Annotated in this window: 22 protein-coding genes and 1 pseudogene; 12 read left to right on the top strand and 11 right to left on the bottom strand. The window is 58.3% G+C overall.

Annotated elements, in window-relative coordinates:
- Nucleotides 1-87: 87 nt before the first annotated feature.
- Nucleotides 88-1,022, bottom strand: a pseudogene (locus AKJ29_RS20175) (recombinase family protein); the annotation flags it as partial.
- A gap of 133 nt (nucleotides 1,023-1,155) precedes the next feature.
- On the opposite strand from AKJ29_RS20175, the gene AKJ29_RS15350 reads away from it, so the two are divergent.
- Nucleotides 1,156-1,968: a helix-turn-helix domain-containing protein gene (locus tag AKJ29_RS15350; RefSeq protein WP_055192300.1), complete on the top strand. Its 813-nt coding sequence runs from the start codon at nucleotides 1,156-1,158 to the stop codon at nucleotides 1,966-1,968.
- A 75-nt stretch (nucleotides 1,969-2,043) separates the two neighbouring features.
- On the opposite strand, the gene AKJ29_RS15345 is transcribed toward AKJ29_RS15350, so the two are convergent.
- On the bottom strand, nucleotides 2,044-2,589 hold the full coding sequence (locus AKJ29_RS15345) for a peroxiredoxin (protein WP_055192298.1): 546 nt from the start codon (nucleotides 2,587-2,589) through the stop codon (nucleotides 2,044-2,046).
- Between the two features lie 293 nt (nucleotides 2,590-2,882).
- Between AKJ29_RS15345 and lipA the strand changes: the two genes are divergently transcribed.
- Complete coding sequence (lipA, locus tag AKJ29_RS15340) at nucleotides 2,883-3,836, top strand: lipoyl synthase (RefSeq protein ID WP_055192297.1); 954 nt, start codon at nucleotides 2,883-2,885, stop codon at nucleotides 3,834-3,836.
- Nucleotides 3,837-4,148: 312 nt separating this feature from the next.
- Here lipA and hpt read toward each other — a convergent pair whose 3' ends face one another.
- Nucleotides 4,149-4,685 (bottom strand): hypoxanthine phosphoribosyltransferase, encoded by a 537-nt coding sequence (hpt, locus tag AKJ29_RS15330; protein ID WP_055192293.1) that lies wholly within the window; start codon nucleotides 4,683-4,685, stop codon nucleotides 4,149-4,151.
- A gap of 103 nt (nucleotides 4,686-4,788) precedes the next feature.
- On the opposite strand from hpt, the gene AKJ29_RS15325 reads away from it, so the two are divergent.
- On the top strand, nucleotides 4,789-5,247 hold the full coding sequence (locus AKJ29_RS15325; RefSeq protein WP_055192292.1) for a type II toxin-antitoxin system RatA family toxin: 459 nt from the start codon (nucleotides 4,789-4,791) through the stop codon (nucleotides 5,245-5,247).
- Nucleotides 5,248-5,334: 87 nt separating this feature from the next.
- Here the strand turns inward: AKJ29_RS15325 and AKJ29_RS15320 are convergent, their stop codons facing one another.
- From AKJ29_RS15320 to AKJ29_RS19930, 3 genes are read right to left on the bottom strand one after another with little or no spacing between them, the layout of a single operon-like run.
- Complete coding sequence (locus AKJ29_RS15320) at nucleotides 5,335-6,276, bottom strand: site-specific tyrosine recombinase XerD (protein ID WP_055192289.1); 942 nt, start codon at nucleotides 6,274-6,276, stop codon at nucleotides 5,335-5,337.
- Nucleotides 6,273-7,895, bottom strand: a complete 1,623-nt coding sequence (locus AKJ29_RS15315; RefSeq protein WP_055192287.1) for a hypothetical protein — start codon at nucleotides 7,893-7,895, stop codon at nucleotides 6,273-6,275. The genes AKJ29_RS15320 and AKJ29_RS15315 overlap by 4 nt, the downstream gene beginning before the upstream one ends.
- Nucleotides 7,896-7,953: 58 nt before the next feature.
- Nucleotides 7,954-8,091, bottom strand: coding sequence for a hypothetical protein (locus tag AKJ29_RS19930; RefSeq protein WP_175502297.1), 138 nt, complete (start codon nucleotides 8,089-8,091; stop codon nucleotides 7,954-7,956).
- A 102-nt stretch (nucleotides 8,092-8,193) separates the two neighbouring features.
- On the opposite strand from AKJ29_RS19930, the gene AKJ29_RS15310 reads away from it, so the two are divergent.
- Together AKJ29_RS15310 and aroB are read left to right on the top strand one after the other, a co-directional pair.
- Nucleotides 8,194-8,763 carry a shikimate kinase gene (locus AKJ29_RS15310; protein WP_055192286.1) on the top strand — a complete coding sequence of 190 codons (570 nt, stop codon included), beginning with the start codon at nucleotides 8,194-8,196 and terminating at the stop codon, nucleotides 8,761-8,763.
- A 1-nt stretch (nucleotide 8,764) separates the two neighbouring features.
- Nucleotides 8,765-9,877 (top strand): 3-dehydroquinate synthase, encoded by a 1,113-nt coding sequence (aroB, locus tag AKJ29_RS15305; RefSeq protein WP_055192284.1) that lies wholly within the window; start codon nucleotides 8,765-8,767, stop codon nucleotides 9,875-9,877.
- 21 nt (nucleotides 9,878-9,898) lie between these two features.
- Here aroB and AKJ29_RS15300 read toward each other — a convergent pair whose 3' ends face one another.
- From AKJ29_RS15300 to AKJ29_RS19750, 5 genes are read right to left on the bottom strand one after another with little or no spacing between them, the layout of a single operon-like run.
- Nucleotides 9,899-10,414, bottom strand: a complete 516-nt coding sequence (locus tag AKJ29_RS15300) for a CinA family protein (RefSeq protein ID WP_055192282.1) — start codon at nucleotides 10,412-10,414, stop codon at nucleotides 9,899-9,901.
- Nucleotides 10,414-10,935, bottom strand: a complete 522-nt coding sequence (locus AKJ29_RS15295; RefSeq protein WP_055192280.1) for a phosphatidylglycerophosphatase A family protein — start codon at nucleotides 10,933-10,935, stop codon at nucleotides 10,414-10,416. Before AKJ29_RS15295 ends, AKJ29_RS15300 begins: the two co-directional genes overlap by 1 nt.
- Before the next feature lie 3 nt (nucleotides 10,936-10,938).
- Nucleotides 10,939-11,418, bottom strand: a complete 480-nt coding sequence (gene ispF, locus AKJ29_RS15290; RefSeq protein ID WP_055192278.1) for a 2-C-methyl-D-erythritol 2,4-cyclodiphosphate synthase — start codon at nucleotides 11,416-11,418, stop codon at nucleotides 10,939-10,941.
- An 11-nt stretch (nucleotides 11,419-11,429) separates the two neighbouring features.
- Nucleotides 11,430-12,146, bottom strand: coding sequence for a 2-C-methyl-D-erythritol 4-phosphate cytidylyltransferase (ispD, locus tag AKJ29_RS15285; RefSeq protein ID WP_055192276.1), 717 nt, complete (start codon nucleotides 12,144-12,146; stop codon nucleotides 11,430-11,432).
- A complete protein-coding gene (locus AKJ29_RS19750; protein WP_161805455.1) occupies nucleotides 12,143-12,283 on the bottom strand; it encodes a hypothetical protein in 141 nt (46 codons plus the stop codon). Before AKJ29_RS19750 ends, ispD begins: the two co-directional genes overlap by 4 nt.
- 113 nt (nucleotides 12,284-12,396) lie before the next feature.
- Between AKJ29_RS19750 and dusB the strand changes: the two genes are divergently transcribed.
- The 7 genes from dusB to AKJ29_RS15250 all read left to right on the top strand — a co-directional run bounded on the left by dusB (nucleotide 12,397) and on the right by AKJ29_RS15250 (nucleotide 22,808).
- Nucleotides 12,397-13,374, top strand: coding sequence for a tRNA dihydrouridine synthase DusB (gene dusB, locus AKJ29_RS15280; RefSeq protein WP_055192274.1), 978 nt, complete (start codon nucleotides 12,397-12,399; stop codon nucleotides 13,372-13,374).
- Nucleotides 13,371-14,423, top strand: coding sequence for a two-component system sensor histidine kinase NtrB (locus tag AKJ29_RS15275; protein ID WP_055192272.1), 1,053 nt, complete (start codon nucleotides 13,371-13,373; stop codon nucleotides 14,421-14,423). Before dusB ends, AKJ29_RS15275 begins: the two co-directional genes overlap by 4 nt.
- 12 nt (nucleotides 14,424-14,435) lie before the next feature.
- Nucleotides 14,436-15,812 (top strand): response regulator, encoded by a 1,377-nt coding sequence (locus AKJ29_RS15270; protein WP_055192270.1) that lies wholly within the window; start codon nucleotides 14,436-14,438, stop codon nucleotides 15,810-15,812.
- A 169-nt stretch (nucleotides 15,813-15,981) separates the two neighbouring features.
- Nucleotides 15,982-18,228 carry a sensor histidine kinase NtrY-like gene (locus AKJ29_RS15265; RefSeq protein WP_074963761.1) on the top strand — a complete coding sequence of 749 codons (2,247 nt, stop codon included), beginning with the start codon at nucleotides 15,982-15,984 and terminating at the stop codon, nucleotides 18,226-18,228.
- Nucleotides 18,229-18,242: 14 nt separating this feature from the next.
- Nucleotides 18,243-19,682: a nitrogen assimilation response regulator NtrX gene (gene ntrX / locus AKJ29_RS15260; protein WP_055192268.1), complete on the top strand. Its 1,440-nt coding sequence runs from the start codon at nucleotides 18,243-18,245 to the stop codon at nucleotides 19,680-19,682.
- Between the two features lie 193 nt (nucleotides 19,683-19,875).
- Nucleotides 19,876-21,252 carry a Trk system potassium transporter TrkA gene (trkA, locus tag AKJ29_RS15255; RefSeq protein ID WP_055192494.1) on the top strand — a complete coding sequence of 459 codons (1,377 nt, stop codon included), beginning with the start codon at nucleotides 19,876-19,878 and terminating at the stop codon, nucleotides 21,250-21,252.
- Nucleotides 21,252-22,808: a TrkH family potassium uptake protein gene (locus tag AKJ29_RS15250; protein WP_055192266.1), complete on the top strand. Its 1,557-nt coding sequence runs from the start codon at nucleotides 21,252-21,254 to the stop codon at nucleotides 22,806-22,808. The genes trkA and AKJ29_RS15250 overlap by 1 nt, the downstream gene beginning before the upstream one ends.
- Nucleotides 22,809-22,819 lie beyond the last annotated feature (11 nt).

Raw genomic sequence — 22,819 nt, 5'->3', positions numbered from 1 at the left:
CCCAATTTACCGTTCAGATGCGGCCTACACACTGTGGCTTGCTTCAAGTCGCGCGGCTTGGAAATGGGACAGGCAAGCCAATATCTCATCACGTGTCTCAAACAAACATGCAGACGTGGACAGTGCATCGGCGACATCTGGAGCACGGCAGGAGCCAAACCGCTTCTCTACGGCCTCTAGCAGCATGTTGCGCACGTCGGAACCGCTGATGCCTGCATTGGCCACAGCCCGCCTGGTGATGATCTCGCGGTCATGAGCGTCGATCAGAAAAGCTGCACGAATGACATCACCGTTCCAGCAGGTGAACTCCAAGCCGTCACTGCACCACCGCAGCTTCGAGCGCATCACCACCACCTTGCCGTCATGGGTGCGCTCGGGTCGATCAAAGCCGGAGCGCTCCAGCAGAAAACTGTTGTACTTTATGATGCGGTAAACCCGTTTATGGTTAACAACCTGTAAGCCCAGAGAATGCAGTTCCCGGTTCAGCACGGCCGTAATCCGCTGGTAGCCATAGGTCGGGTGCTCCGCTACCAGCCGTCGATGCGTGGCAGGACCGCCGCGTCTTGAGCTTTATGATAGCTCCGACGCGGCTTCGTGCTTCCGTTCTGCCGTTCGTGCAAGTTTGAACGGGACACCCCAGAGCATCAGCAACCATCTTCATGGCAACCGTCCCGTTGCAGCGAATGTGCAAGCAAGGTTGGTTCTTTTGACCGTGACTTATCCAATGACTCCTCCAATATCTCCACTTCCATCGTCTTGCACCCAAGCTGGCGTTCGAGTTCGCGGGCATCGGGGACCGAGCGCGCCAACAGATCGAGTTTGTGCACGACGAGGATGTTCTCTTCGTGCACAGCGGCGAGGTCCTGGTCCAGTCCGGGGCGGGCCAGGTTGGTGCCGGTCAGCCCGTGGTCGGTGTAGATGCGATCCGGGCTCACCCTGAGCTTTTCGAGCGCCTGCTTTCGTGCCGACAGGTCCTGCCGGTCGGTCGAGCAGCGCGCGTATCCGATTTTTGTGAAACTCATACCGCCATTGCACGAATAAGGCCCCTCTTTTGTAAATTTCATCGTACCATTGTCATGATACACTCAAGATGCCGGTTGCAAGCGAGACCCACGTCATGCCAAAATGTCCGCTCACCGTCCCCTTACGGACTGTTTGACCACGCTGTCCGATGACCGGCGCGCCGAAGCACTGCGCCGGTTCAACATCCTGCGCCCACATTTGAACGATGCGGTTCCCCTGACGAAAGTGGCCCGTGCCAGTGAGGTCTCGTTGCGCACCCTTCAAAGATGGGTGGCCCGATATCATCGGGACGGGTTGGTTGGGCTGGCGCGGGCACCGCGCACCGATGCAGGGCGGCGGAAGATCCCGTCTGAGCTGGTCAATCTGATCGAAGGTTTGGCCCTGCACAAACTCCGATTGTCACGCTCGCCCATGACGGCGCAGCCGCCTACCGCGACCAATTCGAAATGGTCTATCGTCATCGGGCTGAAAAGCCGGATGCGGTTTGGAAAGCAGACCACAGGCAGCTGGATATTCTCATTCCGGATGCCAATGGCACGCCGGTACGACCCTGGCGGACCATTGTGCTCGATGATCATTCTCGTGCCGCGGCCGGGTATGCCATTTTGGTGGGCGCGCCTTCAGCCATCCAAAATGGCCCTTACCCTGTGGCAAGCGATCTGGCGCAAAGACACGCCGTCCTGGCCGATCTGCGGCTTACCAGACGTGCTCTACACCGATCACAGCAGCGATTTTACCAGCAAGCACCTTGAGCAGGTAGCGGCGGATTTGCGTATTGAGCTTGTGTTCTCGACGGTGGGCCGACCGCAGGGGTGCGGCAAGATCGAGCGCTTCTTTGGCACCATCAACACTGAGCTATTGCCGGAATTGCCGGGGGCTTTGCCGAATGGAAAACCCGCTTCACCGCCACATAGAGATCAAGTTCACACGTCTGGAAAACCGTAAATCCTATGAAGTAAATCATATAAAAAAGGGCCACCTAATCAGGCGGCCCTTTGAATTTTTCAAACGCGGGGTGGCTTATGCCACGGCGCTGGCATTGTCTTTCAACCAGCTCATCACGTTTTCCGGCGAGCTTTCGCCATAGGGATCTTCGCCGTGATTGTCCTCGCGGCCCGGCTCTTCGAACCATTTTTCCACCACACCGTCTTTGATCACGGCGGCGTAGCGCCAGGAACGCACACCAAAGCCGATGTTGGATTTGTCGACCAGCATGCCCATCAGGCGGGTGAACTCACCCGATCCGTCGGGGATCACTTTCACGTTTTTCAATTCCTGGTTGCGCGCCCAGGCGTTCATGACAAAGCTGTCATTCACGGACATGCAATAGATCTCTTCGATGCCCAGTTTTGCAAATTCTTCAGCGCTTTTTTCAAAGCCTGGAAGCTGGAAGGTCGAACAGGTGGGGGTAAATGCCCCTGGCAGCGAGAACAGGATCACGCGTTTGCCGGCGAAATAATCATCCGAGGTCATGTCCTGCCAGCGGAACGGGTTGTCACCGCCGATGCTTTCGTCACGCACACGGGTTTTAAAGGTGATGTTGGGAACGCGAACGCCTTCTTTCATCTGTCTTGATCCTTCATAAAAGTTCAACTTTTGGCAGGGGAAGAATCAACGTTCCCCTGCGGTTCGCGACTGTCTAGAAAGATTCCAAAACTCACTCAATGACTTTCTTTGTCGCAGTTGGTAAAATTCACAAACGCAACAGAATTGCGCCGGGCAGGGCGGTTCATGTCGGTTTCATGCGCGCCAATTTCGCCAAGCCATGCATTTTTCACATTCCCGCATCCCTGCCGATGCAGAAGGGTGACAGGCTTCCCCACGCGGCGTATATAATCGGGGAAATTGGAGGACCATTCATGCGTGATCTTAAACTTCCTGAAGAGCGCCACCCGGAAAAAGCGCATCGCAAGGACAACGCTCAGCCCAAGAAACCCAGCTGGATCCGTGTGCGCGCGCCCGGCGGCAAGGGTTATGCCGAGACCCACAAGATCATGCGTGAAAACAAGCTTGCCACGGTCTGCGAAGAGGCTGCCTGTCCGAATGCCGGGGAATGCTGGTCGCAGGGTCACGCCACCATGATGATCATGGGAGAGATCTGCACCCGCGGCTGCACATTCTGCAACGTGGCCACCGGGCGACCGGATGATCTGGATGTGTTTGAACCGGGCCGCGTCGCTGACGCGGTGAAGAAGCTGAACCTCAACCATGTGGTGATCACCTCGGTCGATCGGGATGATCTGAAAGATGGCGGGGCCGAGCATTTCGCCCAGACCATTCGCGCCATCCGTCATAAATCCCCGAAAACCACAATTGAAATCCTCACGCCAGATTTCCTGAAATGCGACCCGTCGGTGCTGGAAACCGTGGTGGCGGCCAAACCGGATGTGTTCAATCACAACCTTGAAACCGTGCCGGGCCTTTATCCGACTGTGCGCCCCGGTGCGCGCTATTTCCACTCGTTGCGCCTGTTGCAGCGGGTGAAAGAGCTGGACCCGTCGATGTTCACCAAATCCGGCATCATGGTCGGGCTGGGCGAAGATGCGCAAGGTGTGCGGCAGGTGATGGATGATATGCGCGCGGTGGATGTGGATTTCCTGACCATCGGTCAATATCTGCAGCCCACACCGAAACACCACGCGGTGGAGCGGTTTGTGCATCCTGATGAGTTCAAGGATTACGAGAAAGCGGCCTATGGCAAAGGGTTTACCATGGTGTCGGCAACCCCTCTGACACGCTCGTCCTATTTTGCCGGGAATGATTTTGAACGGCTGCGGGCCAATCGCGAAGCTCAGCTGGCGACAAAACCCTGACAGGACAGATCAGGGGCGCTGCCCCTCGACCCTTCGGGTCTCACCCCGAGGTATTTCAGGCAAGAAAAAGGGCGCGCGGTTTTCCGGGCGCTCTTTTTCGTTGCGTGATTATGGGCATGATTATGGGCGAATTTTGCTTTGTGAGCGGAAGTCCTGCATCCAGCCCGGCGCGCCGAAGAAATATTCCACGGCAAAAAGGGCGAGACACAGCACCAGCACGGCCAAAAACAGTTTCACGCGTTTTTCAGAGGGCGGGTTTCGCGCCCATCGGGACATCCGCCAAAGCCAGCGCGGGTTCATCGGTCAGGTCTCTTAGACAAAACGCACCTTACCGATAAAGGGCAGGTTTCGGTTTCGTTGCGCATAGTCGATCCCGTAGCCAACGACAAATTCATCGGGGATTTCGAAGCCGGTCCAATCGGCCTTGATGTCCACTTCACGACGGGATGGTTTGTCGAGCAGGGCAATCGTGCGCAGCTTGCGCGGCCCCTTGGCTTCGAGAAGTTTGATCACCTGGGTCAACGTATGGCCGGTATCGACGATATCTTCGACCACCAGCACGTCGCGCCCGGCAATTTCGCCACGCAGATCCTTGAGAATGCGCACCTCGCGCGAGCTTTCCATGGCGTTGCCGTAGGATGAGGCCTCAAGGAAATCGACCTCGACCGGCAGGTCGAGCTCTCGCACCACATCCGCGATAAAGACAAAAGAGCCACGCAGCAGCCCGACCACAACCAATTTGTCAGTGCCTTCAAACTCCTCATGAATGTCATGGGCCAGCTGCTCCACCCGCGCCGCAATCCGTTTTGCTGAGATCAGGGTGTCAATCACATAGGCAGGTTGGGTCATGCTGGGTCCTTGCAGGTTTGCTGGTATTTTTCGGGGCATCCCCCTTGATTTCCGAGCGCATAATTAGGACATGTTCCGCCACGATAGAAGGGAAAAAGCACATATGCCAACCCATGGGGAAAAACGGATCCTGCCTTATACGCCCAACCAGATGTATGAACTGGTGGCTGATGTTGCGAAATATCCGCAATTCCTGCCCTGGAACTCGGCTGCACGGGTGCGCAAGCGGACGCCGCAACCGGATGGAACGGAAGTGATTGAGGCCGATCTGGTGATCAGTTTCAAAGTGTTTCGGGAGCGGTTCGGATCGCGGGCCCTTCTGGACCCCAACACGCCGCGCCTGGACATGGAATATCTGGACGGGCCGTTCAAATATCTACGGTCCCATTGGCAGTTTCATCCGCATGAAACGGGGTGTGAAATTGAATTTTTTGTCGATTTTGAATTCAAGAGCGCAGTCTTGCAGAAAGTCATTGGCTTGGTGTTCAACGAGGCAATGCAACGGATCGTGCGGGCGTTTGAACTGCGGGCACAGGAACTTTATGGCCCCGTGGTAGGGTGAGCCTTGCTGGTGGCAGGGTTGGTCCCCCAGAGGGAGTGCTTTGCATCCAGCCCTTCATCGCGTGTCCCGAGCAGTCCAGACATCGGATTACGTGTCGCGTTGCGCAAGCGGGTGGTGTTCGAGCACCAGCGACTTCAACCGTTCCTCCAGAACATGGGTATAGATCTCGGTCGTGGCGACATCGGCGTGGCCTAACAGCGTCTGAATGGTGCGCAGGTCTGCCCCATGCGCAAGAAGATGGGTGGCAAAGGCATGGCGCAGCCGGTGCGGGGTCACCAGATCCGGAGATATGCCCGCCGCCACCGAAATTTCCTTGATCAGGCCAAAAAACCGATGCCGGGTCAGATGGCCAGATTTTCCCCGCGAGGGAAACAGGAATGGGGAGGGGGGGGCCTTTTTCTCAATCCGCTGCGTCTCTTCCTGTTCATCGCGGAGCAAAAGCCAGTCTGCAAGCGCATCGCGCGCGGGCGGAGACAGCGGCACCATCCGTTCTTTGCCCCCTTTCCCTTTGACCAACAACATGCGCGGGTCACCACGCGCGCTGCTGACCGGCAGCCCGACCAACTCGCTGACCCGCATTCCGGTGGCATAGAGCAGTTCCATCAGGCAGGTGTTTCGGCATCGGTCAGAGGGGGAACGCCCAAATTGCCTTGCCGCCGCCAACAAGGCATCAACCTGTTGTTCGTCCAGTGTTTTCGGCAGGGATTTTACGCGTTTGGGCCCTTTGATCTGCAAGGCGGGATTGTCGTCTCTCCATCCCTCTTCATAGGCAAAGCGAAAAAGCCCTTTGATCGAGGACAGGCGGCGCGCGCGCGTTGACTGGGCCAGTCCAAGCGCATCACATTCCACCATGAAGTTTTCAATATCTTCACGGGTGACGTTGGAAAATCCCTTGGAGCCAAGGTGATCGGAAAAGGTTTTCAGATCCCTCCCATAGGCAAGCAGCGTGTTCTGCGCACCGTCCAATTCGGCCGCCTGCGCTTCGAGAAAGGCTGATATCCAGCGTGCGTTGTGATCAAATCCGGTCATCCGCGGCGATCCAGTATCAAGAATTGCAAAGCAGCGGCGCGGGCCGTGTCCTCAAGACCAATCTGGCGGAAAAACGCGATTGCATCACTCACCTCGTCCAGATCGCCCAAGGAGCCGTTACTGAACAGGGCGATGGCGCGCAGGATGGCCTCTCCCACACGATCTTGATCCACAAGGCCGCTGAGGCGTGTTGGCATGGTGCGGGCAGCAAACCCTTCCAGCACCGCTTCGGTTTCGGCATCCACCGGAACAACCGATATTGTGTCCCCAAGAGCGATCGCGCGCAGGATGGCGGCACGTGGAGCAGGCCCCGGATCTGCCGGAAGCTGGCGCGCGATCTGTTCGGAGGCGTTGGACATCAACCCCATGCGAAGGGCCACCCATGCAGCCTCTTTTGCGAGGGGAAACCGGTTAAGTTCAGGTCCGAAAATGCGTGAGAAGGGCAGCTCCAGATCCACCTCTTCCAACCGGGTCCAAAGCGCAGGCAGCAGGACGTTCAGCGTATCAATGTCGCGTGTTTTCAGTGCTGTATCAAGGGCCTGCACGGCGGCCATCCGATCCCAGACGCCCCCTGAGGCCGCCGGTTTGCGTTCGGTGTAAAGGCCAAAGATCTGGTTGTCGCTGACGGCGCCCACACGGGCCAGCCGCTCGCCCGCTTCCGCGCGTGCCTTCCAGCCGATATTGGCGCGAAGATCCGCCTGCGCAAAGGCGAGGGGCAGGGTGTGGGTGGCAATATGCTGGCCGATTGCCTCGTAAAGACGGAAGGTCAGAGGGGTCGGATTGCCGGGCTTGGGCAAGAAGGGGTCACCTTCGAACAGGTCAGGGTCCAGAAACCAGGACAAAAGAAGGTCCTGCTCTTGCGAGATATACCCCAGCGCCCGCGCCGTGCCCAAAGACAGGACCGCCGCTTCCCAATCCCCCTGACGGGCAAGGCAAAAGATCCGCGCAGGAAAAGTCGGGCTGAGGGCGGGGGCATTGGCAAGGTGGCGACAGATCAGGTCTTCCTCCCCCAAAAGCAGCGCCGTATCAAATCCACGGCGAAAACTGGCAGGTGTTGTCAGACCGGCACGTGCCAAAAGCGCATCGGCCTGATCAAGAGCACCAATGTTCAAAAGCCGGTCCACTCGGGCCAGGAACAGCCGGTCATCAGCAAGCGACGTGCCCTTTGGGGGATCAAGTTCGGCCAGAAGAAGGCGGTTCAGAAGGTCCTGCAGGGCCGGCAGCAGGTCAACCGGCAGGCCGCTGATCCGGCGCGCAAGGTCATCCGCGCGCGAGGCCCCCCAGAGATCGGACTGAAATCCTGTCACATGGCTGGGCAAAAGACCAACCGCGTCTGTTTTTGTGCGTGCAAGAGGGGACACTGTCACCGCGGCCACCGCCGCCGTCTGCGCCACATCGCTTTCGCTGCGACCGCTTTGGGCAGAAGGGGGTGTCGGGGCGGGTAGGGTGATGCTGTTGGACAGCCAGTCAATGGCCGAAAGCGGCTTGTCTGCAGCCCCCTGCTGGGACACGGGCGCGTGCGAAGATTGTTGCGCCATTACCAATCCGGGCACACCCAAACCGGACAGGGTGCCCGCCACCAGCGCACAGAGCAGTGACCGGGAAAGCGACCGTGACAAAACACGGCCCAGCTTTGCCGGGTTGCCTGTTCGCCCAGGTTCAGAAGGACACCCCCTCTTAGCCATCGTTCAAGATCACCGACATGTTCTGCGGTGTGGCATCAGGTGACATGTCCCCAAGGTAGGCGTATCCCAATACGCCGATGCCGGACAGGATCGACAGAAAAAGAACGAGTTTGATAATGCGAAGTGCCATGGTTTTCCCTTTTTTCTCGCCTCGCGGTTGCCTCGGTTCATTTTATATATGGCTTTTGCGGCAAGATCACGCCATTGAAGTAAAAACTTCGTAATTCGGCAGATGGGCGCCCCTTTGAGCAAGACTGTGACATATGAACTGAAGAAATCCGTGGTCATGGTGGGCATGATGGGGGCTGGGAAAACCGCCGTCGGACAGGCGCTGGCCAACCGTTTGGGCGTTGCTTTTCTGGACAGTGATGAAGAGATCGTCAAAGCGGCCAACATGTCAATTGCCGAGATATTCGAACGCGACGGCGAGCCGTTTTTTCGCGATCGGGAAAGCGAAGTCATCGCACGTCTTCTGGAGACGGAGCGGGCGGTTCTGTCCACCGGCGGCGGCGCATTCCTGGCTGAGAGAAATCGCGATGTCATCACCGAGATGGGTGTGTCCGTCTGGCTCAAGGCGGATCTGGAACTGCTGTGGAACCGGGTGAAACACAAAGACACCCGTCCCCTTCTTCGCACTGCTGATCCAAAGGCCACATTGACCGAGATTTACAATGCCCGCGTGCCGATCTATGCCCATGCGGATCTGGTTGTTGAGGCCCGGTCGGAATATGCAATCGGGGATATGGCGGATGCGGTGATTGCCGCCCTTCTGACCCGTCCGGATGTTTTGCAGGAGGTATGAGATGACCACAGTTCACGTTCCCCTCGAAGGGCGCGCCTATGACGTGCGCATTGCCCCCAGGCTGATCAACCGTGCGGGCGCGGAAATCGCTCCTTTTCTGCCGCGCCCGAAGACATGGATTGTAACGGAAGAAACGGTTGCCGGTCTGCATCTGGATACGCTCAAATCCGGGTTGGCTGCCGAAGGGATCGAGGCTGAGGCGCTGATCCTTCCACCGGGAGAGGGCACCAAAAGCTGGCCTTATCTCATGCAGGTGGTCGAATGGCTGTTGTCGCAAAAGGTTGAGCGCAAGGATGTGGTTCTGGCCTTTGGCGGTGGGGTGATCGGCGATCTGGTGGGCTTTGCCTGCGCGATCCTGCGCCGGGGCGTGGGGTTTGTGCAGATCCCGACCAGCCTTCTTGCACAGGTTGACAGCTCGGTCGGGGGAAAAACCGGCATCAACACGACCCATGGTAAAAACCTTGTGGGGGCGTTTCATCAGCCGTCTTTGGTTCTGGCAGATATTGCGGTGCTGGGCACGTTGAAAAAGCGCGATTTTCTGGCCGGATACGGTGAGGTCGTCAAATATGGCGGTCTGGGAGATGCGGATTTTTTCGCCTGGCTTGAGGAAAATGGCCCGGCACTCGCCGCGGGAGATATGGCATTGCGCAAAGAGGCCGTGCGCCATTCTGTGCAGATGAAAGCCGATATCGTGGTGCGTGATGAAACCGAGCAGGGAGACCGTGCGCTTTTGAACCTCGGTCACACATTTGGTCACGCGTTGGAAGCCGCCACCGGCTATTCCGACCGCCTGCTGCATGGCGAAGGGGTTGCGATCGGATGTGCGCTCGCCTTTGAAACCTCGGCCCGGATGGGGCTGATCAGCCAGGAAAGCCCCTCGCGCTGGCGCGAACATCTTGCTGCCATGGGCATGAAGAAAGACCTGTCGGATATTCCCGGCGAGCTGCCGGATGCAGAAGGGCTGATTGCGCTGATGGCACAGGACAAAAAGGTTCAGGCCGGAAAGCTGCGCTTTATCATGGCCCGCGCCATAGGCGATGCGTTTGTCACCGATCAGGTTGATATGGAGATTGTGCGTGGTGTTCTGAACGACGCGCTGGCCGGTCGGAGCTGATCCCGCTCCGGTCTCGCTCTCTCAGCGCGCGCTCAATGCAGCGTCAATCAGTTCCAGTGCGTGGCGTGCCGCGGCGAGGCGCACTTGCGCGCGCCCACGGGCGCCAAACTCCACGGTTTCCGTTGTCACCGCAGTTGTCCCCCCGGTGGCTGCTGCAAGCCCGAAACAGACCCGGCCCTCGGGTTTGTGATCGGATCCACCGGGGCCGGCAATACCTGTGATCGAGACGGCGATATCCGCAACCGAATGCGCCAAAGCGCCCAAAGCCATTTCCGCAGCGACCTCTTCGCTGACCGCCCCATGGGCGGCAAGGGTCTTTGCCTGAACCCCCAGCATTTCCTGTTTCGCGTCGTTTGAATAGGTGATGAACCCACGATCAAAAACATCGGAACTGCCGGGAATTTCCGTGATCCAACAGCCTACCATGCCCCCGGTGCAGCTTTCAGCCGTTGCCAGTTTCACGCCTTTGCTGCGGCACATGTCCAGAAGGCCCGCGACAAGGGGATCATCGGTGAGGGGCGTGGTCGGAGTGGGCATCAGAACCTCATCGGGGTTGGGCCAATGATCACCATATGGGCGATATAGGCCGCGAGAATCACGGTGATCGCAGCGGCAATACCCGCATAGACATCATCCAGCATGACACCTTGTGCATCCCCGCGCCGATCCGCTTTTCCAATCGGCCCGAATTTGGTGATGTCAAAGAACCGAAACGCGAGGAACGCCACGATCCAGCCCGGATAAAGCTGTAAGATATCAGCCCCCATGATCCGCGCCCCAAAAGACACCGGGAAAAGTGCAATCCACATCCCCACCACTTCGTCGATCACCACTTCAGACGGGTCGTGATTGTCGCTCCCCATGGTGTAAATCTCTGTCGCTTTGAGGCCGATGAGATAGGCCAGAATGGTGGCGCCAGTCAGGGCTATCGGCCCCCCGATCATGTGTAAAAGCCATCCTACCGGCAGCGCCGCCAAGGTGCCCCAGGTGCCGGATGCGGGTTTCAAAAGACCAGAATAGCCGAAGGTCGCAATCAGCTTGGCGGTGGATTTGTTCATGGCTCAATCCTTGATCAACGTGGCAACGGCCATTGAGGCGATCCCCTCTTCCCGGCCAGTAAACCCGAGCCGTTCCGATGTGGTGGCCTTGACCGAAACCTGGTCCGGTTCCAGCCCCATGATGGTGGCAAGGGCCGCCCGCATGGCGATGGCATGAGGGCCAATCTTCGGCCGTTCGCAGATCAGGGTCACATCCACATTCGAAATGCGATACCCCCGATCACGGGCCCGGCCGACGGCATGGCGCAGGAAAATATCGCTTTCAGCACCTTTCCACTGCGGATCACTGGGCGGGAAATGCTGGCCGATATCGCCATCCGCCAAGGCGCCGTAAATCGCATCTGTCAGCGCATGCATGCCCACATCCGCATCGCTATGCCCTTTCAACTTCCGCTCATGCGGAATTTCGACACCGCACAGGATCACATGATCACCCTCTTCAAAGGCGTGCACGTCATATCCCTGACCCACCCGAATATCCATCTTGCTGTCCCTTACGTGATGTTTTGCAACAATAACTCGGCCCGTGCGAAATCCTCGGGCGTGGTGATTTTCAGGTTCTGCTCCTCGCCCGCCACGATCGTGACGTCAAGCCCTGCATGGCGCGCGACTTCGACATCATCGGCGGCCCCGCCCGGATGGGCGCGATGTGCGGACAGGATCTTGTCGAAATGAAACCCCTGCGGGGTCTGTGCGCGATAAAGCCCGTCACGGTTCTGGGTGCCGGAAACCTTACCATCCGTTCCCCGCCAAAGCGCATCCGTGACAGGAAGGGCAGGGGCCGCCCCCGGGCTGAGGGTAAGCGCATCGAGAACTGCATCAATCACCTTGTCGGACACAAGCGGCCGGGCCACGTCATGGATCAGCACATAATCCGGGTTGGCGCTGGTCAGAGCTTCCAACCCACGCCGCACCGTTTCATCGCGGTTGGCCCCGCCGAAAACTTCCGCCATCTCGGGAAGGTCAGGTCCTTTGGAAAGGCGATCCCAGATCAGGGTTTCGCAGAGTTTCCGATCTTCCGGGTGAATAACCAGCGCGATCATCGAGATACGGGGATGGTTGCAGAACCTTCGGATGGTGGCCTCCGCCACGGAACCGTCGCCCAGAGGACGCCATTGTTTTGGCAGCCCGCCGCCCGCCCGCGTGCCCCGGCCTGCGGCAACAATGACCACGGCCACTTTCGGGGGAATGGAGTGTGTCTGGTGTGTCATGACGCCCTGTTTAAGATGTTTCTGCGAAAAACTGTATCGAAGATTTCAACACGAACGCCGGGCGCAACCTTTGCCGCCACATCACGCGCGTTTTGCGAACCTGCCACGAAAGAGATCACAAGCCGATAGAGCGCCATGGAAACCGCCTAAAAAATGTGCAATTCATAAATGAGGGCCGATCCCCGCAGGCAAATTCTTGTTTGGTTGCAGGGACCCGCGCATGATTTTCGCAATTGCTCAAGGATTAGGCATGCCTCTCTCTATCGGACATATCACGCTGCCGTCGCCGGTTATTCTGGCGCCAATGGCGGGAATCACCGACTTGCCGTTTCGCCAGCTTGTTGGCGGATTTGGGGCCGGTCTGGTTGTGTCCGAAATGGTCGCCAGTCAGGAAATGGTGCAGGCCAAACCGGGGGTGCGGGAACGGGCGGAGCTGGGGTTTGGCCTCTCTGACACTGCGGTGCAACTGGCCGCCCGGGATGTATACTGGGCCGGTGAAGCGGCACGGATGGTTGAGGCCAATGGTGCCCGGATCATCGACATCAATATGGGGTGTCCAGCCCGAAAGGTGGTCGGCGGAATGTCCGGCTCTGCGCTTTTGCGCGATCTCGATCATGCGCTGCGCTTGATCGAGGCCATTGTCGGCGCGGTGCAGATCCCGGTCACGCTCAAGACACGTCTGGGGTGGGATGACATGATGCTGAATGCGCCGGAGCTTGCTGGACGCGCCGAAGCGGCTGGCATCCAGATGATCACCATCCACGGCCGGACCCGATGCCAGTTTTACAAAGGTCGTGCCGATTGGTCGGCGATCAGGCGGGTCAAGGAGGCGGTATCGATACCGGTGATTGCCAATGGGGATATCATGGACAGCAAAACCGCACGCGAGGCGCTTGAAAAATCTGGTGCGGATGGTGTGATGATCGGGCGCGGGGCAGGGGGGAAGCCCTGGCTCCTGCAACAGGTGGCCCATGATCTGTTTGGCGCGCCTGCCCCGGTGATTCCGCAAGGCGAAGATCTGGTCCACATGGTTCAGGATCATCATCGTGCCAGCCTTGACTTTTATGGCGAGGAACTGGGCGCGCGGGTGATCCGTAAGCATCTTGGCTGGTATATGGATGTGGCCCGCACACCCGCGGACCTGCGCCGCCGGATCCTGTCGTCACGTGATCCGGCCGAAGTGACCGGGTTGCTTTCGGACGCTTTGCTGCAAGAGGTGCCCGCATGAGCGATCTTCTGTGGTCCGCATTGCCCATTCCCGCGCTGATCCTGTCAAAGGATGGGCAGGTTGAGCAGGTCAATGCCGCAGGCGAAGCCCTGCTCAATCAATCTGAGCGGGCCCTGCTTGGACGTGGGATGATCGAGGTGCTGCAACTTGGACCCGAACTTGGGGACGCCATCGAGAGGGTGCGCGCATCGCAGGGAACGATGTATGCAGATGCGGTCAAGTTCACGCCGCATAATGCCCCGCCCGGCGAGGTGAACATCCAGATCTCACCAATCGGGGAAGGGGCGTTGCTGCTGTTGCATCCGCGACAGCCGGAACAGTTGGGGCAAGAAAAGGGCAGCAAGGCCGCGCGTCAGGCGATTGGCATGGCGGAAATGCTCGCCCATGAGATCAAGAACCCGCTTGCCGGCATCACCGGGGCGGCACAGCTTCTGTCCATGGGGCTCAGCCCGGAAGATCAGGAGCTGACGGATCTGATTGTTGCCGAAAGCCGCCGCATCGTGGCGCTGCTGGATCAGGTTGAACAGTTTGGCGATTTGCGCCCGCCGGTAAAACACCCGGTCAATATCCACGACCTGCTGGATCGCGCCCGGACCACGGCTCGGGTGGGATTTGCCGATGGGTGCAGCATCAATGAACTGTATGATCCCTCACTGCCCCTGACCTTTGTGGATGAAGACCAGCTGATGCAGGTTTTTCTGAACCTGATCAAGAATGCATCTGAGGCCGCAGGCAGTGCCGGGTCCATCACGTTGCGCAGCTTTTACGACGCCGGGTTGCATCGGCGCGGTCCGGATGGCACCCGAGAGCCCCTTCCGCTTCAGGTCGAGGTGATTGATGACGGTCCGGGCCTGCCCCCGGACATTGCCGATCATGTGTTCGATCCTTTTGTGTCTGGCCGGGAAAATGGCACCGGCCTCGGGCTGGCGCTGGTATCAAAGATCCTCACCGATCACGGCGGGCTGATCACCGTCAACAGTCAACCGGGCCGAACCGTGTTTCGGGTGTCGCTGCCGGTGGTGCCCGATCCCGGGCGGGCCAGGAAATAAGGAGCTGAGACAATGGACGGAACCGTTCTGATTGCCGATGACGACCGCACGATCCGAACTGTGCTGACCCAGGCGCTGACCCGCGCAGGCTGTCGGGTGCATGCCACCGGTTCAATGATGACGCTGCTGCGATGGGTCGAAGAGGGGCGCGGGGACGTTGTGATCTCCGACGTGATCATGCCTGACGGGAACGGGTTGGAAAACCTGCCTAAGATCTCTGAAATGCGCCCCGACCTTCCGGTGATCGTGATTTCCGCCCAGAACACGATCATGACGGCCATTCAGGCGGCCGAGGCAGAGGCATTTGATTATCTGCCCAAACCCTTTGACCTGCCGGACCTGATGAAACGTGTCGGGCAGGCGTTGGAGCGAAAACGCCTGCGTGCGCCTGCAAGCCCGGTTCAGGGGACCTCCACCACCAGGTCAGACCTGCCGCTTGTGGGGCGCAGCCCGGCAATGCAGGACCTCTATCGCCTCGTGGCGCGGGTGCTGAATATTGATCTTCCTGTATTGATTACCGGGGAAAGCGGCACCGGAAAGTCGTTGATTGCCCAGGCCATACATGATTTCTCAGCCCGCAGTGAGGCCCCATTTGTGGTGGCAACCCCGGATGATCTGCGGCCAGCGGATGCCTTGTCGGATCTGACCCGCCGGGTTGGCGGCGGCACCATTCTTTTTGACGGGATCGGGGATCTGGATGGCGAGGCTCAGGCGCGCCTGTCGCGCTTTCTGGATGGGCTTGGCGCAAGTGGAAATGGAGGCCCCCGGGTCATTGCCATCTCTCAGGGAAATCTATCAGAACGCATTCGGCAAGGCGCGTTTCGCGAAGATCTTTATTACCGTCTGGCAGGTGTCGTGATATCCGTTCCGGCCCTGCGTGAACGGCTGGAAGATATCCCCGCCCTTGCGGCGCATTTCATTCAGCGCACCGCGCAGGATGGGATTTTGGAGCGGCGGCTGTCGAACGACGCTCTGGAGGCGTTGCGAGCGCATCCCTGGCCCGGAAACTTGCGCCAGTTGGAAAACCTGATGACCCGCCTGCTGGTCACCGGGGGCGAGGAAGACATTTCTCTGACCGAAATAACGAATGCCCTGTCCGGGGATCTGGCCGTGCGCTCTCCCAGTCAGGCCCCCGATGAGCGGCTTTCCGCCTCTGTCGCTAGGCACCTCAAGCATTACTTCGATCTTCACGGCGGGACATTGCCGCCACCCGGCCTTTATCAACGTATTTTACGTGAAATCGAGCTTCCCCTGCTGGAAATTGCGCTGGATGCCACCAGCGGCAATCAGGCCAAATGTGCCGATCTTCTTGGCATCAACCGCAATACCTTGCGCAAAAAGATCACCGACCTCGGAATAGAGGTGACACGCCGTCGAAAGTTGATGTAAAAGAGCAACAAGCGTTGCAAATTGGCACTGGGTCGCTGCGATCCGGGGCGGGAGACGTGAAGTGGTCGGACAAACCGGCGCAGACGTGGTGCTGAACTCGGTGTCACAAAAGTGGCAGTAACGAGCAGCCTGCAGGTTTTGGGGGGCAAATACGTTGGCAGAGCGCAAGATGCGCAAAACCAGCCTTGAGCGGTATATCGCGGCGCGGAACTGGCGCCGCTTGCGCACGATATCGGCCCTTGGCCTGATCATGATGGGACCACTTCTGGCGGTGGGCACTTTCCTTGTGCTTGGGCCTTTTGGTCAGGGCGGGGAAAGCTCCGCGTTGCGTCTCATCCTGATGGCCGACCTTCTTTACGTGATCGTCGTGGCCGGACTTGTTCTGGCAGGTATCGTTCGAATGGTTGGTGCGCGCCGGATGGAAAATGCCGGGTCACGGTTGCACCTGCGTCTGACCGCGGTTTTTGCCGTTATCGCGCTGAGCCCGACGGTGCTGGTGGCGATCTTTGCCATGCTCACGTTGAATTTGGGGCTTGAGGGCTGGTTTTCAGAACGTGTGCGCCTTGTGGTGGGGAATTCCCGCGCCGCGGCTGAAGCCTATAAGGGGGAAAGCCGCGAGGGGCTTGTTCAGGATGCGCGTGCGATCAGCAATTTCCTTGTGACCCAGAGACAAAGACAAACCCTTTTGACCGAGGGTGAACTCGGCCAGCTTCTGACAACGGCGCAAGAGCGGATCCAGCGCGGGCTGAGCGAAGCCTTTGTGCTGAATTCCGATGGCGATATTCGGGTGCGCGGCAATCAATCCTACCTGTTCAACTATGACCGCCCCGAAGAGGAAGATTTCAAACAGGCGATGGCAGGGCAACCGGTGGTGATCGAAGACTGGAGCCAGAATGAATTTCGCGTTTTGCTTCTGCTGCCGGGCTTCTCCGACCATTTTCTTTACCTGACGCGCGAGGTGAACGGAGAGATCCTGGACCTGGTCGATGAAACACAGGAAGCGGCCAGACTTTACACCCAACTGGAAAGCCAGCGCGGGAAAACCCTGTTCCAATTTGGTCTTATTTATCTTGGCTTTGCGCTGATCCTGATCCTCGCCGCAGTCTGGATGGGAATGTGGTTTGCCGAACGGCTGGCGCGACCGGTCGGGCGGCTTGCGGGGGCTGCAAAACGGGTTGGGGCCGGGGATCTGGATGTTCAGGTGCTGGAAGAGCGCGGGGATGACGAAATCGCCATGCTCGCGCGGTTTTTCAACCAGATGACCCGGCAATTGAAGGGGCAGCGTCAGCGGCTTCTGGATAACACGCAGCAAATTGATGAGCGTCGGCGTTTGTTTGACAGTGTGCTGAGTTCCATCACTGGCGGGGTTATGGGGCTTGCGGCCGATGGGTCGGTCACCTTTGTCAACCGCGCCGCCGAACGGCTGCTGGATGTGCAGGATGAAAGCGGACATGAACATCAGTTGGAACTGGTTGTACCGGAGTTTCAGCCCATGTTTGATGAATTGCGCAGCAGCAATCGCGAAAGCGTTCAGAAAGAAGTGCGCCTGACCCGCAGCGGCAAGCAGGAAAGCTTGCTGGTGCGCATTGCCCAGCGGCGCAATCATGATCGTGAGCTGGAAGGCTATGTGATTGCCTTTGATGACGTCACCGATCTGGTATCTGCGCAACGTATGGCCGCCTGGGGCGATGTCGCCCGAAGGATTGCACATGAGATCAAGAACCCGCTCACCCCAATTCAATTGTCGGCGGAGCGGATCAAGCGGAAATTCTCTCGTGTTGACGGGGTGGATGTCGACGCCCTTGAACAATACACGGATGTGATTGTTCGCCAAACCAATGATTTGCGGCGCATTGTTGATGAATTTTCAAAGTTTGCCAGGATGCCGGAACCTGAGCGTAGACGCACAGATCTTGTGGCTTTGACCCGGGATGCGGTGCTTTTGCAGCAGACAGGCCAAGAGGGCATCACGATTCACGCAGACCTGCCAGAAGAAGAGCTTTGCGTGGATATTGACCCGACCATGATTGGTCAGGCCCTGACAAACCTTATCAAAAATGCCGGTGAAGCCATTGAAAGCCTTCAGGAACGTGGCGCTCCTCAAGGGTATGATCCTCAGGTCCGGATTGCGATGCAAAAAGAAGAGGACGGGGTGCGGATCACCATTGCCGACAATGGGATTGGCCTGCCCGAAGACCGTGCTAAGCTTTTTGAACCCTATGTCACGACACGCGACAAAGGGACCGGGTTGGGATTGCCAATCGTCAAGAAAATTATCGAAGAACATGGCGGGACGCTCGATCTAGAAGATGCCCCCGTCTTTGGACATCAATCTGGCACTGGGCAGCTGCGCCCCGGGGCCATGGCTGTAATTTGGTTGCCAGTGGATGAAATCCCGGCGACTGCAGTGAGTTAAGGAAAGAGGATAAGATGAGTGACACCAGGGGCGATATTCTGATTGTCGATGACGAGCGGGACATCCGCGAGTTGATCTCGGATATTCTTGAAGATGAGGGGTTTTCCACCCGCATTGCCGGCACCTCGGATGAGGCCGTGGCGCAGGTGAAATCCGAACTTCCCGCGCTGATGATCCTCGACATCTGGCTAAAAGACAGTGACATGGACGGGATCGACATCCTGAAAATGGTCAAGCGCGAACACCCGGAAGTGCCGGTGGTGATCATTTCCGGGCATGGCAATATCGAGATCGCCGTCGCGGCGATCAAACAAGGCGCTTATGACTTCATCGAAAAGCCGTTCAACATTGACCAGCTGATGGTGGTGATTTCCCGTGCGATGGAGGCCAGCAACCTGCGACGCGAAAACACCGCACTGAAACGGCGTGACGGGTCCACAAAAGAGATGGTTGGATCAAGTTCGGCCCTCAAAGCTTTGAAAAGTAACCTTGATAAAGTCACAAAGTCAAATGGCCGCGTGCTGCTATCCGGCCCGGCCGGGTCGGGGAAAGAGCTGGCAGCGCGCTATATTCACACCCATTCCGACCGCTCTTCAGCACCGTTTGTCGTGGTCAATTCCGCAGCGATTGACGCCGACCGGATGGAGGAGGTGTTGTTCGGGCGCGAAACAGTGGAACGCGGGGTGGAACCCGGCCTTCTGGATGAAGCCAATGGCGGGGTGATCTATTTCGATGAGGTCGCCGACATGCCGCTTGGCACCCAGTCCAAAATCCTTCGCGTTCTGGTGGATCAGCGTTTTCAGCGGGTCGGGGGACATGATAAGGTCAGCGTAGATATTCGCGTCATTTCTAGCTCTAACAAAGACTTACAGCACGAAATTAATGAAGGAAACTTCCGCGAAGAGCTCTTTCATCGGCTAAATGTCGTGCCGATTTCCGTGCCTGCTTTGGCCGATCGACGCGAAGACATCCCGGAGCTTGCCGCGCATTTTCTGGAAACGATCAATGCCGAGCAGGGGCTGGCCCTTCGCAGTTTGAGCGAAGATGCCGAGGCAATGCTTCAGGCAATGAGCTGGCCGGGCAATGTGCGCCAGCTTAAAAACGTGATCGAGCGCGTGTTGATTCTGGGCGATGGCACCGGCCCCATTCAACCGCATGAGCTTCCTGGAAATGACCCGGCTGAAGCTGCGGGTGAGGATGGCGGCCTTCCGCGTGCGCTTCCGTCGGCCCTGGCAACCCTGCCACTGCGCGAAGCACGGGAAGCGTTTGAGCGGGAATATCTGCTGACCCAGATCAACCGTTTTGGCGGCAATATCTCGAAAACTGCGAATTTTGTCGGGATGGAGCGCAGCGCCCTGCATCGAAAGCTGAAATCCCTTGGCGTTGTGACCGGCAACAAGGCAGGCGCACGCGTGGCATATATTGCCGGAGAAAGCGAAGAGGAAACCGCCTGAGATCCAAACAGAAAGTGTCGCCACGTTCAGGCCGTTGCGGCCTGGGCATTGGGGGTGCTTGACCTTGTTGGGTTGCAATGGCAGACCTTTTGCTGACAGGGCGCCGGACAATGGCACTCGGCAAAAGACAGTCGGTTCAGCCTCATGTTGACTGAGGTTGCGCCGCCGAAACGAGCTGAAGGAACAGTCGGCCATGAAAGTGATCATTTGCGGAGCAGGACAGGTCGGTTGGCAGATCGCGCGGCATCTGTCGGCGGAAAACAATGACGTCACCGTGGTTGACAACAATCCGGTCCTCGTTAATCGCGCCACGGAAACACTTGATGTTCAAGGGGTTACGGGGTTCGCTTCCTACCCGGATGTGCTGGAGCGGGCAGGGGCACCGGATGCGGATATGATCATTGCCGCCACCCATTCGGATGAGGTGAACATGGTCACCTGTCAGGTGGCACATTCGGTTTTTGCAGTGCCGCGAAAAATTGCCCGGCTGCGCAGCCAATCCTATCTCGATGCGATTTATTCCGATCTGTATCGGCGTGATCATCTGCCGATTGATGTGGTGATCAGCCCGGAGCGCGAGGTGGCCGAGGCGGTTCTGAAACGGCTGACCGCACCATCCGCGTTTGACATCGAGAGTTTTCTCGACGGCAAGGTGCAGTTGCTGGGGGTGCAGCTAGATGACGACTGCCCCGTGCTCAACACACCGCTGCGCCAGCTGACAGATTTGTTTTCGACCTTGTCGGTGATTGTTGTGGGTGTGCGGCGCGAGGGGTCATTGTTCGCCCCCGAACCGGGAGATCAGCTTTTCGGCGGCGATCAGGTTTATGTGTTCACCCGTACCGAAGATATGGATCGCACGATGGAGGTCTTTGGCAAGACCACAAAACGCCAAAACCGTGTGGTCATTCTGGGCGGGGGGAATGTTGGGCTTGCGGTTGCCAAGGCGTTGGAAACCCGGACCGATCGGATCCGGGCCAAGGTGGTTGAGCTTAACCGTGTTGTGGCTGAGAAGGCCGCGGATGCGTTGGAGCGCACCGTCGTGCTTTATGGTGACGGCATGAATATGGAGCTCATGAAAGAGGCGGGGGTGCCCAAAGCGGATGCCATTCTCGCGGTGACGGATGATGACAAGGTCAATCTGCTGACCTCGGTGCGCGCCAAATCCGTTGGGTGTCAGATGTCGATCTGCCTGATCAACGATCCTACCCTTGCCGGGTTGATGGAGCCGCTGAATATCGACGCCTATATCAACCCGCGCACCCAGACGGTCAGCTCGATCCTGCGCCATATCCGGCACGGCAAGGTGCGTGAGGTCTATTCGCTTGGCGACGCCGAGGCCGAGGTGATCGAGGCGCAGGTTCTGGCCACCTCACCCGTGGCCGGCAAAGCGATCCGGGATGTGGATTTTCCGGAAGGGGTGCTGGTCGGGGCGGTGCTGAAGGGGGATACCGTCTATAAGCCAACCGGTAAGATGCGGCTGGATGAAGGGGATGTGGTCACGATTTTTGCAATGGCGGAAGACGTCCCCGAAGTGGAACGCCTGTTGCAGGTTCAGATTGATTATTTCTGATGTCGCGCCTGCCGTCCTCTTCTCTTGTTGGCAGGATACTGAACCTGCCTTTGCTGGTGATCCTGATGGGGATCGGGTCGACCTCAATGCTGGTCCCAGCTGTATACGGGTGGTTTGCAGGCGAGTTTTTTGAGAGCCGGGTTTTCTTTTACGGTGCCATCCTGTTTGGGTTTCTGACGTCCTTCCTGGCGCTTGCCATGGCGGATCGACCGCGCTCCAACCGGCCCCGGCGCCACCTGATGGCGCTGCTGGGACTGTTTGTGCTTTTGCCCATCATGCTTGCGGTTCCTTTTCACCAGGCCCTGCGCAACACCAGCTTTCTAAACGCTTATTTCGAAATGGTCTCGGCCCTGACCACCACCGGGGCGACCCTGTTCGATACCCCCGACCGACTTGCAGAGACCCTCCACCTCTGGCGCGCGCTGGTCGGTTGGATGGGCGGCCTGTTCATCTGGGTCAGTGCCATTGCCATTCTTGCCCCCATGGCCCTTGGCGGTTTCGAAGTGCGCGCACGGTTTGGGGCCCGACAGGACGCTGGGGGTATTGGCGGCGGATTGAGCCAGATCACGCATGTGGCAGATATTTCCCAGCGCATTCGCGCCTATGGGCTAAAGCTGTTTCCGGTCTATGCCGGGTTGACCTTGGTCCTCTGGATTGGCCTGATCCTGGCCGGTGATACCGCCTTTGTTGCCGCCTGCCACGCCATGTCGACCATGGCCACCAGCGGGATCTCTCCTGTAGGAGGCATAAGCAATAGCGGGGCCGGATTTGCGGGCGAAGCGATTATCGCGGTGTTTTTCATTTTTGCGATTTCACGCCTGACATTTGCCACTGACATGCAATCAGAAAACCTGCGCAGCCTTCTTGGGGATGCGGAAATTCGCATGGCGTTTGCGATTATTTTAATTGTCCCGGCCTTCCTTTTCCTGCGCCACTGGATTGGCGCATATGAAGTGGATGAAGAAACCAATATTCTGGCGGGCCTGACCTCTCTGTGGGGATCGGTTTTCACGGTTCTGTCCTTTCTGACCACAACCGGGTTTGAAAGCAGCGCCTGGGCCGCCAGCCGGGATTGGTCGGGCTTGCAGACGCCGGGTCTGGTCCTGACTGGGCTTGCCCTGATTGGCGGCGGCGTTGCGACCACGGCCGGGGGCGCGAAACTCATGCGGGTCTATGCGCTGTACCTGCATGGACGACGAGAGTTGGAGAAACTGGTCCACCCGTCATCGGTGGGTGGCAGCGGAACCGACGCGCGCCATATGCGGGGGCGTGGTGCCTATATGTCCTGGGTGTTTTTCATGCTTCTGGCAATGTCGCTGGCCATTGTGACACTGGCGCTATCCTTTACCGGTCTGGATTTTGAAAGCACGATGATCCTGACCATTTCCGCCCTTACCACCACGGGGCCACTGGCCCAGGTGGCGTCCAGCACACCTTTCTCTTATGCGGATCTGTCCGACCCCGCCAAGGTCATCATGGCCGGGGCGATGGTCCTTGGTCGGCTTGAGACATTGGCAATTATTGCACTTTTCAATCCCGACAGCTGGCGCCGCTGAAGCTTTCCCGA

The sequence above is a fragment of the Aliiroseovarius crassostreae genome, assembly GCF_001307765.1.
Lineage (GTDB): Bacteria > Pseudomonadota > Alphaproteobacteria > Rhodobacterales > Rhodobacteraceae > Aliiroseovarius > Aliiroseovarius crassostreae.
The sequence above is the reverse complement of the archived record's forward strand: the minus strand, read 5'-3'. Positions and strand labels throughout refer to the sequence as shown.